Genomic DNA, 10,806 nt, shown 5'->3' with positions numbered 1-10,806 from the left:
GCCCTATCCATGGAGGTTCCATGTCCAACCCGTTCGACGATGAGAACGGCACCTTCCTCGTACTCGTCAACGACGAGGGCCAGCACTCGCTCTGGCCCGAGTTCGCGGACGTACCGGCCGGATGGGAGGTGGTCCACGGGCCGGGGACCCACGCCGCCGCCCTCGAGTACGTCGAGCGCCACTGGACCGACATGCGGCCGCTGAGCCTGCAGCGGGCCATGGACCGTTAGGCGCCGGTGAGCACCACGACGACCCCGCGGATCGCGGGCGGCTCCCCACGGGCCGCCCGCGAACTGCTGCGATGGTGCCTGCGCGGCGAGGCGCGGGCGATCGCGGCCGCCGCCGCCCTCACCACGCTGTGGCAGCTCGCGCTCGTGTCGCTCCCGCTGTCGATCCAGCGCGCCCTCGACGAGGGGCTCGTCGCCTCGGACCGGGCGGCGCTGCTGCGGTGGAGCGGGGTGATCGTCGGCACCGGGCTGCTCGCCTGGCTCGCCCAGCACGCCGGCCAGCACCTCGACTACATGGCCGGCGCCAAGATCATCACCCGGTTGCGCCGGCGGCTCTCCGCTCACCTGCTCACCCTCGACACCCGTACGGCCGCCGCCTTCGGCCGGGGCGACCTTCAGGCGCGCAACTCCCACGACGTGGACCTGATCTGGATGTGGGTCGGCGGCACCACCGCCCTCCCGCACCTGGTCATCGGCCTCGTCACGGTCGTGGTGGCGGTCGCGTTCCTGCACCCGTGGCTGGCCCTGCTCTGCCTGGGCTGCGTGGCCGCGGTCCTCGGCACGAACATCGTGTTCGGCCGCGTCCTCGGGGTGCGCAGCGGCGCGCTGGCGGCGGCTCAGGGACGACGCGCCGACGTCGTGGACGAACTGGTCGGCGCGGCCCTGACCGTCAAGGGCGCGGGCGCCGAGCAGGCCCTCGTCCGCACCCACCACGACCACAGCGCCGAGGTGAGCAGGAAGGCGCTGGCCGTGACCCGCGCCGGGGCGGGCTGGTCGGCGGTGTCGTCCTTCGTGCCGCTGCTGTCCATCGCCCTGGGCGTCGCCGCGGCCGCCCCCGCCGTGGCGGCGGGCACGATGACGGTGGGCGGGCTGGCCGCGTTCGCGTCCTGGATGCTCATGCTCACCGCCACCTCGACCACGCTGTCCGTGCGCGTCTCCGAGCGGGCCCAGGCGGTCGAGGCCGCCGCGAGGATCGCCGAGATCTTGCGCAGCGGACCCGAGGCCCGTAGCGGGAGCGCCGCTCCCTCGGAACGTCCCGGCGGCGTGATCGAGGTCGCGGACCTGAGCGTCGAGCACGAAGGACGCACGGTGCTCGGGCCGGTCGGCTTCCGCGTGGAGCCGGGCGCGTTCGCCGTCGTCACCGGTCCGGTGGCCTCGGGCAAGTCCACGCTGCTGCGGGTGCTGGTACGCCTCCAGGAACCCCGCGAAGGGCAGGTCCGCTACCGCGGCATGGACCTGCGCGACCTCGACCCGGCCACCCTGCGCGAGCTGGTCACCCTGGTGCCCCAGCGGCCGGTCCTCGTGTCGGGCACCGTCGCCGACAACCTCACCCTCGGCCTGGACGATCCGCCGGGGCCCGCCGAACTGCGCGCCGCCCTGCGCGCCGCGGCGGTCCTGGACGAGGTCGAGGCCCTGCCGGGCGGGTTCGGCGCGCTGATCGGGGAGGGCGGCGCCACCTTGTCGGGCGGCCAGCGGCGCCGGGTCGCGCTGGCACAGGCGCTGCTGCGCCGTCCCGACGTGCTGCTGCTCGACGACGTCACCTCCGCCGTGGACGAGCCCACCGAGGAACGGGTGCTGGCGGGCGTACGCGACTGGCTCGGCGCCGGCACCGTGATCGCCGTCAGCCACCGCCCCGCCGTCCTGCGGCACGCCGACCAGATCATCCCGATCGGCCGGGCCCATGGGTGAGGCCGGGAGACTGCTGGAGGCGCCGTCGAGACGGGGCCTCGTCCGGGCCGCGCTGCCCTACCTTCGTCCGCACCTCGCCCGGATCGGGTGGGGCGCCGGGCTGAGCCTGGCGGCGTCGGCGGCGGTCGCGCTGGTACCGGCCGCCGTCGGCGCGATCACCACGGCCGTGCTCGACCGCGACACGGATCAGGTCACGACCGTGACGCTCGTCCTCCTGGGACTCACCCTCGTCCATCTGGCGACACGGCAGGGCGGAGACCTGCTGCTCGGCGCCGCGGGCGAGCGGCTGGTCCGCACGCTGCGCGAGCGTGCGGCCGAACGGCTGGCCGCGGCCCCGCTGCGGTTCGTGGAGAGCCACGCGGCGGGCGAACTGGTCGGCCGGGCCACCGCGGAGATCGCCGAGCTGGCCGTGTTCGTCCGCCGGCAGGTGCCCGCCCTGCTCGCCTCCGCCGGCTACCTGCTCATCGGCGGGTACGTGCTGGTGAGCAGGTCGTGGCTGCTGGCCGTGGTGCTGTTCGCGGCGTTCATGCCACCGGCGCTGTTCGTCCTGCACCGCTTCCGGGTCCGCTCGGCCGGCGCGTGGGACGCCGAGGCGGACCGGCAGGCGAAGGTGGCCGCCACGTTCGCCGAGAGCCTGGAGGCCCGCGAGACCATCCAGCTCGCCGGGGCGGCCCGGCAGTGGGACCGCCGCTACGCCCGCGACAACGACCGGCTCCTGGACGGCATCGCCCAGACCACCCGAGCGCTCAACACCATGACCGCCATCCAGGCGTTCGAGTGCCTGTCCGTCGCCGGGGTGATCCTGCTGGGCGGGGTCCTGCTCGGCGGCGGTCCGGGCGAGGTGGGCACCGTGGTGGTGTTCGTACTGTCGTGCCGCGGCATGTTCGACTCCTTCATGGAGCTGACCCGCCTGGTCGGCGGCGTGCAGCGGACCAGGGTCGGGCTGGCCCGCGTTCTTGACCTGCTGGCCGCCACCGAGCCCCCGCCCGCGGCCGGCGGGGACAGGCCGGGATCCGAGCGCGGGCTGCGCGTGGACGCGGCCTGCTACGCCTACGTCCCGGGCGAGGACGTTCTGCGCGAGGTCACGCTCGCGTTCCCGCCCGGCGAGCACGCCGTCGTGGTGGGCGCGACCGGCGCGGGCAAGTCGACGCTCGCCAAGCTCTTGGCCGGCCTCTACACCCCCGACCGGGGGACGGTCCGCCACGACGGAGCCGACCTGGCCGCCCTCGGCCCGGCCGAGCGGCGGCGGCGCGTCGCGCTGATCCCGCAGGACGTGCAGACCGTGCGCGGCACGATCGCCGACAACCTCGCCCTGGGCACCGGCTCCGGCCGCGCGGACCTGGAGCGGGCGATCACGCTGCTCGGCCTGGACGGCTGGCTCGGCGGCCTGCCCGCCGGGCTCGACACCGAGACCGGCGCGCGGGGCGCCCTGCTGTCGGCGGGCGAACGCCAGCTCATCGGCCTCATCCGGGCCGTGCTGCTCGGCCCGGCCGTCCTCATCCTCGACGAGGCCACCGCGGACGTGGACCCCGCCACCGCCGCCCTCATCGAGGGCGCGCTCGAACGGCAGGCGGGCGAGCGCACCCTGATCGTCATCGCCCACCGCCGCGCCACCATCGACCGCTTCACCCGCCGCGTGGAACTGCGCGGCGGCGAAGTGGCCCCATACCCCACACCTGAGGAGACGACGTGAGCAACGGCCTTTTCCCCGCCGAGGTCATCGGGACCCGCCACGTGACCCCGCTGATGATCAGGGTCACGCTCGGCCTGGACGGCTATGTCAGCAGCGGCGCGGCCGACGAGTACTTCAAGATGTTCTTCCCGGCGGAAGGACAGCGCGAGCCCGTGCTGCCCGAGGTCGTCGAGGGCCGCTGGGTGTACCCGGAGGGCGTGCCGGAGCCGGTGCTGCGCACGTACACGGTGCGCCGGTTCACCCCGGGCACCGGCGAGATGGACGTCGACACCATGGACGTGGACTTCGTCGTGCACGAGGGCGGCGTGGCCGCCCCCTGGGCCATGAGGGCGCGCCCCGGCGACAGGGTCGGGGTGTCGGCGGCGCACGGACTCCACCGCCCGCCCCGCGAGGCGTCCTGGCAGCTCATCGTGGGTGACGCGACCGCGCTGCCCGCCATCGGCCGCATCGTGGAAGAGCTCCCCGCCGGGACGAGCGCGACCGTGTACGCCCAGGTCGCCGGCCCCGCGGAACGCCAGGAGTTCGACACCCGGGGCCAGGTCGACATCACCTGGCTGTACCCGGGCGACATCGGCCTGCCGGAGGTCGTCCGGCGGCACGACGTGCGCGACGCCTACGTCTGGGCCGCGGGCGAGGCCGCGGCCATGCGGGCCATCCGCAAGTACCTGCGCCACGACCTGCGGCTGCCCGCCGACCGCTTCGCCACGCTCGGCTACTGGCGTCCGGCCGCCGAGGAGTGGCAGCGCCGCTTCGAGCAGGTCGCCCCCGACGTCAGGGCCAGGGTCGCGGTGACGCGGGAGCGGGGCGGCGACACCGAGCAGTGCCAGGACGAGTTCGACGCCGCCCTGGAAGCGGCGGGCCTATGAGCCAGACCGCGGAGGACCGCTACGCCGACTTCTACGCCAGGCAGCTGTCGAGCCCGACGCTGGCGCGCATCTACCGCGACGTCTACGGCGACGACCATCCCGGGGAGCTGCGCCCGTTCGGCTTCGTCACCAGGACGGACCTGGCGCGCTTCGCCGTCCTGCTGGGCCTGCGGCCGGGGATGTCACTCCTGGACGTGGGCTGCGGCAGGGGCGGGCCGGGGATCGCGCTGGCGCGTGCGGCGGGCGCCCGGCTGCTCGGCCTGGACCCCCTGGCCGTCGCGGTGGAGGGCGCGCGTGAGCTGAGCGTGTCGCTCGGCCTGCCCGAGGCGCGTTTCGCCGTCGGCGGTTTCACCGCCACGGGCCTGGAGCCGGCTTCGTGTGACGCGGTGCTGAGCGTGGACGCGCTGTGGATGGTGTGGAACAAACGGGCCGCGTTCGCCGAGGTGGCCCGGGTGCTGCGGCCAGGCGGCAGGTTCGTGTTCAGCACCTGGGAGCCGTCCTACCTCGATCACGGCGCGCTGCTGGCCGGGGCCGGGTTCACCGTGACGGCCAAGGAGGAGGCCGAGCGGTGGCTGGAGCGGCAGCTGCGGGTGTACGAGCTGGTGCGCGCGCGGGCCGCGGAGCTGGAGGCGGAGCTGGGTCCCGGGGCCTCCGTCCTGCTGGAGGAGGCCAGGGACACGCCCGCCACCCTGCCGGCCAGCCCGCGCGTGATCATGGCGGCCACGAAGGCGGGGTGAGGTCAGGGGGAGCGGCGGGCCAGCAGTGAGTCGCGGATCTCGCCGGCCCTGACCGCCACGGTGGACAGCAGCGTCGAGGTCAGGCCGTGGGTGTGCTCGGTCGCCCCCTGAAGGTAGATGCCCGCCTTGACCCGCGGGGCGAGCATGATCCTGTGGTCGCGGTGCATGCGCAGGGCGTCCTCCTCGTCGCGCAGGCAGAACTTGGCGGCCTCGCCGAGCAGCGCCGCCGGGTCGTGCGGGCGGTAGCCGGTGGCGTGCACGAGCACGTCGGCGGCCAGGACCTCGCGTCGGCCCGTCGGCAGGTCCTCGACGGTCACGTCCAGGCCGCCGGCGCGCTCGCGGACGTCGTGGACCCGCGAGACGTTCAGCATGCGCAGCCGCTGCCTGCCGTGCAGCCGTTCGCGGTACATGGTCGACGACAGCGACTGGATGAGGTCGATGTCGACGACGGAGTAGTTGGTGCCGCGGTGGTAGTCCAGGATCGAGCGCTTGACCTCGGGCGGGGCGCCGTAGAAGACGTCCACGGCCGCCGGGTCGAACACGCGGTTGGCGAACGGGCTGTCGTCGGCGGGGGTGTAGCCGAACTTGCCGAACACGCCGCAGACCTCGGCCTCGGTGAACGTGCGGTGCAGCAGGTCGACCACCTCGGCGGCGCTCTGGCCGGCGCCCAGGACGAGCGCCCGTCGTACCGGCTCGCCCGATTCGAGGCGTTCCGCTATGCGGGGGAGGACCTCGCTGGTGTGCCAGACGTGGTCGGACAGGACCGTGCCCGGTGGCAGGTGCGGTTTGAGTCCCATGGCGATGGACAGGTTGCGGGCGCGCCGCCGTACCCGGCGGCCGTCCTGGGCGGTGACCACGTCGAACGCGTGCACCTCGCCGCGGTCGTGCACCGGTTCGACGGCGACGACCTCGGCGGCGTAGTGGGTCAGGTGGCTCAGCCTGGCCGCCGCCCACTCGAAGTAGTCGTGGAACTCCGCGCGTAACGGGAACAGCGTCTTCTGGTTGACGAAGTCGACCAGGCGTCCCTTCTCCCGGAGGTAGTAGAGGAAGCTGAAGTCGCTGCTCGGGTCGCGCATGGTGACCAGGTCCTTCGGAAAGGACACCTGCATCGTCGCGTCGTCGATGAGGATTCCCCGGTGCCAGCCGAACCGCGGCTGCCGCTCCAGGAATCTGGAGGTGAGCGGCGGCGCCGCCGTGTGCTCTTCAAGGGCTATGGCCAGGGCCAGGTTCGAAGGCCCGAACCCGATGCCCAGGACGTCGAGAACGGTCTCCGATTCGCAGCCGTGCATGGTCACCCGCATTCTCCTTGAGTCAGCCTCGCCCTGCCCGCCACTGGGCGGTGAGCAGAGCCACCAGATACAGCCCGCCGATCACCCCGGTCAGAATGCCCACGGGCAGTTGCACGCCGGGTATCACCCGCTGGGCGGCGAAGTCGGCGGCCACGAGCAGCAGCGCCCCCATGAACGCCGACGACATCACGCCCTCCCCGCTCGTCCGGGTGAGCCTGCGGGCCAGTTGCGGCGCGGCCAGCGCCACGAACGCGATCGGCCCGGCGGTGGCCGTGGCGGCGGCGGTCATGGCGACCGACACCAGCATCAGCCCCAGCCGGGACCGCTCGACCGCGAGCCCGAGCCCGCGCGCCTGCTCGTCGCCCAGCCCGAGCAGCCGCAGCCGGCCACCCATGGACGCCGCCGCGGGCAGCAGCACCGCCAGCAGTGCGGCGAGGACGGCGGTGTTGCTCCAGGTGGAGCCGTTCAGCGAGCCGATCAGCCAGCGCTGGGCGTTGGCCGCGGTCTCGACTTCGGCCCTGGCCAGCAGGTAGCTGTTGACCGACACCAGGATGGAGGTGATGCCGATGCCCATGAGGATGAGCCGGTACCCCTGCACCCCCCGCTTGAACGACATCACGTAGACGGCCAGCGACACCACGCCGCCTCCGGCGAGCGCGCCGCCCGCCACCTGCGCGGAGTCGCCCGCGAGCAGCACGATCACCAGGATGCCGCCAGTGGCCGCCCCGGTGGTGAAGCCGATGATGTCGGGGCTGGCGAGCGCGTTCTGGGTCAGGCCCTGGAAGATCGCCCCGGCGGCCCCGAGCCCGGCCCCGATGAGCAGCGCGCACAGCACGCGCGGCAGGCGCAGGTCGGCGACGATGAAGCGGTCGCCGCCAGGCCCGTCTCCGGCGAGCGCGGCCAGGACGTCCGGGAGAGGGATCGGGTAGTCGCCCACCGCGAGGGCGAGCATGCCGAGCCCGGCCGCGGCGCAGGCCAGCAGCGCGCACACGGTGACCGTGCGGACGGAGACGCGGGCCGACACCCGGTCGCCGAACAGGCGTACCGTCTTGCCGGGGACGGCCGTCATGCTCTTCACAGCTTCGCCAGCCTCCTCCCGCGGACCAGCCACATCAGCACGGGCGCCCCGAGGCACGAGGTGATGATGCCGACCTCCAGTTCGCTCGGCCGGGCGAGCAGGCGCCCGGCCAGGTCCGCGCCGAGCAGCAGGATGGGCGCCACGACCATGCTGTAGGGGATCACCCACCGCTGGTCGGGGCCGGTCAGCAGGCGCACCATGTGCGGCACCGCCAGCCCCACGAACACGATCGGCCCGGCCGCGGCCGTCGCCCCGCCGCACAGCAGCGTGATGGCGACGGCCGTGAGCACGCGCACGTGCCCGAGCCGCAGCCCCAGAGCGCGGGCGCTGTCGTCGCCGAGCGCGAGCACGTTGAGCGAGGGCGCCAGGACGAGCGCCATCGCCAGGCCGATCAGGATGAACGGCAGCACCTGCTCGGCCACCCGCATGTCCCGGCCGGCCAGGGCGCCGACGGCCCAGAACCGGTACCGGTCGAAGGCGATCGGGTCGATCAGCAGGACGGCCTGGATGATCGAGGTCAGCACCACGCCGATGGCCGTTCCGGCCAGCGCCAGCCGTACGGGGGTGGCCCGGCCGCCGCCCGCCGAGCCGATGCCGTACACCAGCAGGGAGACGGCCAGCGCGCCCGCGAACGAGAACCACACGTACGAGGTGAGCTGGTCGAGCCCGAAGAACGCGACCGCGAACACCACGGCGGTGGCCGCGCCCGCGTTGACCCCGAGCAGGCCGGGATCGGCCAGGGGATTGCGCGTCATGGACTGCATGAGCGCGCCCGACACGCCGAGCGCGGCGCCGGCCAGCAGCCCGACGAGCGTCCTCGGCACCCGCATCGAGGTGACGATGAGCGCCGAGTAGGAGTCGTCGGGCGACAGCAGGGCCGAGATCACCGTGGCGGGCGACATCTGCAACGAGCCCATGCCCACGCTGAGCAGGCACACGAGGAACAGCACCCCGCAGGCCGCCACCAAGGCGGCGCCGCGCAGCGCAGCACGGCCCCGGTGGCCGTCGCTCACGCGTTTCCGGCCTTTTCCAGGGCCGGTTTCATGGCGTCGAGGAGGTAGGGGATGTTGCGCACGGTGGGGGTGCGCATCGCGCCGATCTTCTCTGCGTCGAGGACCAGGTACGTGCCGTCGCGCACGGTGGGGATCTTCTTGAACAGCTCCGACTTCTCGAACGCGGTCATCTCCTCGTCGCTGAAGCCGCCGATGAACATGAGGTCGCCGTCGAGCGCGCCGAGTTGCTCGTAACTGAGGAAGCCGGTCTCGCCGCCCTTGGCCTCCAGCGCCGTCAGCCCCGGGGCGGGGCCGAGTCCCATGGTCTGGAAGAAGCGGACGAGGTGGTCGTTGGCCTTGGCGCCGGCCTGGACGGTGCCGGGCTGGCGCAGCACGACGTACTGCACGGTCTTGCCCTTGATGCCCGGGTAGGTGGTGGCGACCCCGGACAGCGACGCCTCGGCCTTGGTCACGGCGGCCTGGGCTTCGGCGCTCTTGCCCAGGACCTTGCCGACGGTGAGCAGGATCTCCTGCCAGGTGCCGTCCTGGTTGTCGGCGCCGATGATGCCGATGGTGGGCGCGATCTTGCTGAGCGCGGCGTACAGGCCCTTGTTCGAGGTCACCTGGTACGAGCCGAAGATCACGTCGGGGCGCAGCTTGGCGATCTCCTCGACGGAGATGTCGGCCACGGTGTTGATGGGCGTGGTCGTGGACTCCTTGAGCAGGTCGGCGTTCCACGGGGCGAAGACCGGCTGGGTGGCGCTCCACCGGTTGGCCGCGACCGGGACCACGCCGAGGGCCAGGGTGGCGTCGACCCAGCCGGTGCTGAGGGCGACGACGCGGGCAGGGGCCTTGTCGATGCGGCTCTCCCCGGCCGCGTGCTTGATCGTGACGGGGAAGGCGCCGGCTGGCCGCTGCGCGGGCGCCGCGGAGGGCGTGGCGCTCTGTACGTTGCTGCCGCACGCCGCCAGCAGGACCAGGACCAGGCCTAACGCGGCGGCCTTCAGGGTTGCCGAGGATCGGGGTGAGGCTTCATGCCGTGCCAAAGGACGGCTCCTTTCGACGTCGTCCGACGTGGTGCACGACAAGTATGATCCCTTAAGTTAGGTTAGGCTAGCCTAACTAAAATATTGCCCGGGAACGCCTCAGCCGGTGAGGATCGCCGCCCAGGTGACGGCCAGCAGCAGCACGCCGAGGCCGAAGTCGAGCACCATGCAGAACTCGGTCAGGGAGCGGGTGACGACCTTGTCGCGGCGGTGGTGGATCACGTCCCAGACGCCGTGACCGATGGCCGCCAGCGCCGCCAGGTGGACGGCGAGGATCGGGCCGGCCGTCATCGCGGTCAGCGCGATCGCGGAGTAGCCGGCGAAGGCGGCCGCCTGGATGCCGAGTTCACGCCGGTCGACGCGGTCGCCGCGCAGCAGGCCGTACACGAGGAAGATCGCGGCGGCGGCGAGGAGCAGCACGATCGCGTCCAGCGCGGTGGCCATCCCGATGCTCACCAGGGCCGAGGCGAGGACGGCGACGATCCAGCCGGCGCGGCGCGAGCCGAGCGCCGCGGCGCCGAGGTAGCAGAGGGCGGCCAGAATGATGATCATGGCGGCGACGTGCGCGTCGGGGCCGGAGAGGGCGAGGACGACGAGGCCGGCCATCGTCGGCCACCGGGCCAGGAGGGCGTCGCGGTAATGGGTGAGAGTTCGCATGGGTGACAGCGTGCGGGCATCTCCGAACAACGCACCCATGCGGATTGTCATCAGATCCTGTGCGCTTTGCGGGATCTGAGGGCCGACCACAGCTTCGCCGTACTGCTCCACCGGCCCCAGGCGATCACCAGGGACAGCGCGAGCAGGACGAGCGGCAGAAACGCGCCGCCGCCCATCACGAGCAGCTGGATCAGCGTCGCGCCGGCCATGAGCGCGGCGAACGCCAGCGCGGCGAGCCCGGTCAGCGGCGGCACCAGCAGGCCGATGACGCCCGCGACCTCCAGCGCGCCCACCAGATAGCGCAGCCAGTCACCCGCGCCGATCGCGTCGAACGTGCTCGCGGCCGGCTCGGCGTCCGCGAACTTACCCAGTGCCGCCAGCAGGAACGCCGCCGCCGTGACGACCTGAAGGATCCACAGCCCGATGGTCCGTATGAAGGGTGTCATGATCCCGACGCTAGGTTCCCGGCCCGGGATTCAGAATGCAGGTAACGCCCAAGCGAGGGTGTACCTGCGTGCACTCTCTATAGAGT

The 10,806-nt window shown here is 72.9% G+C and carries 11 protein-coding genes; 5 read left to right on the top strand and 6 right to left on the bottom strand.

Annotated elements, in window-relative coordinates; translation table 11 throughout:
• Positions 1-20 precede the first annotated feature (20 nt).
• From ACIBI5_RS24870 to ACIBI5_RS24850, 5 genes are read left to right on the top strand one after another with little or no spacing between them, the layout of a single operon-like run.
• Positions 21-230, top strand: a complete 210-nt coding sequence (locus ACIBI5_RS24870; RefSeq protein WP_379621162.1) for an MbtH family protein — start codon at positions 21-23, stop codon at positions 228-230.
• Between the two features lie 6 nt (positions 231-236).
• On the top strand, positions 237-1,916 hold the full coding sequence (locus tag ACIBI5_RS24865) for an ABC transporter ATP-binding protein (RefSeq protein ID WP_397250544.1): 1,680 nt from the start codon (positions 237-239) through the stop codon (positions 1,914-1,916).
• Positions 1,909-3,609 (top strand): ABC transporter ATP-binding protein, encoded by a 1,701-nt coding sequence (locus ACIBI5_RS24860; protein ID WP_397250542.1) that lies wholly within the window; start codon positions 1,909-1,911, stop codon positions 3,607-3,609. The genes ACIBI5_RS24865 and ACIBI5_RS24860 overlap by 8 nt, the downstream gene beginning before the upstream one ends.
• Positions 3,606-4,475 carry a siderophore-interacting protein gene (locus ACIBI5_RS24855; RefSeq protein ID WP_397250540.1) on the top strand — a complete coding sequence of 290 codons (870 nt, stop codon included), beginning with the start codon at positions 3,606-3,608 and terminating at the stop codon, positions 4,473-4,475. Before ACIBI5_RS24860 ends, ACIBI5_RS24855 begins: the two co-directional genes overlap by 4 nt.
• Positions 4,472-5,212 (top strand): class I SAM-dependent methyltransferase, encoded by a 741-nt coding sequence (locus ACIBI5_RS24850; protein WP_397250538.1) that lies wholly within the window; start codon positions 4,472-4,474, stop codon positions 5,210-5,212. Before ACIBI5_RS24855 ends, ACIBI5_RS24850 begins: the two co-directional genes overlap by 4 nt.
• Before the next feature lie 2 nt (positions 5,213-5,214).
• On the opposite strand, the gene ACIBI5_RS24845 is transcribed toward ACIBI5_RS24850, so the two are convergent.
• From ACIBI5_RS24845 to ACIBI5_RS24820, 6 genes are all read right to left on the bottom strand, one after another.
• The gene (locus ACIBI5_RS24845) at positions 5,215-6,501 is read right to left on the bottom strand and encodes a lysine N(6)-hydroxylase/L-ornithine N(5)-oxygenase family protein (protein ID WP_397251314.1); all 1,287 of its coding nucleotides are present in this window, start codon (positions 6,499-6,501) and stop codon (positions 5,215-5,217) included.
• Positions 6,502-6,523: 22 nt separating this feature from the next.
• On the bottom strand, positions 6,524-7,570 hold the full coding sequence (locus ACIBI5_RS24840) for a FecCD family ABC transporter permease (RefSeq protein WP_397251311.1): 1,047 nt from the start codon (positions 7,568-7,570) through the stop codon (positions 6,524-6,526).
• Positions 7,571-7,575: 5 nt separating this feature from the next.
• Complete coding sequence (locus ACIBI5_RS24835; protein ID WP_397250536.1) at positions 7,576-8,592, bottom strand: FecCD family ABC transporter permease; 1,017 nt, start codon at positions 8,590-8,592, stop codon at positions 7,576-7,578.
• The gene (locus ACIBI5_RS24830; RefSeq protein ID WP_397250534.1) at positions 8,589-9,617 is read right to left on the bottom strand and encodes an ABC transporter substrate-binding protein; all 1,029 of its coding nucleotides are present in this window, start codon (positions 9,615-9,617) and stop codon (positions 8,589-8,591) included. The genes ACIBI5_RS24835 and ACIBI5_RS24830 overlap by 4 nt, the downstream gene beginning before the upstream one ends.
• A gap of 99 nt (positions 9,618-9,716) precedes the next feature.
• Positions 9,717-10,274: a hypothetical protein gene (locus ACIBI5_RS24825; protein ID WP_397250532.1), complete on the bottom strand. Its 558-nt coding sequence runs from the start codon at positions 10,272-10,274 to the stop codon at positions 9,717-9,719.
• Between the two features lie 50 nt (positions 10,275-10,324).
• Complete coding sequence (locus ACIBI5_RS24820) at positions 10,325-10,720, bottom strand: DoxX family protein (RefSeq protein ID WP_397250530.1); 396 nt, start codon at positions 10,718-10,720, stop codon at positions 10,325-10,327.
• Positions 10,721-10,806 lie beyond the last annotated feature (86 nt).

The sequence above is a fragment of the Nonomuraea sp. NPDC050540 genome (assembly GCF_044457485.1).
Taxonomy (GTDB): Bacteria; Actinomycetota; Actinomycetes; order Streptosporangiales; family Streptosporangiaceae; genus Nonomuraea.
The sequence above is the reverse complement of the archived record's forward strand: the minus strand, read 5'-3'. Positions and strand labels throughout refer to the sequence as shown.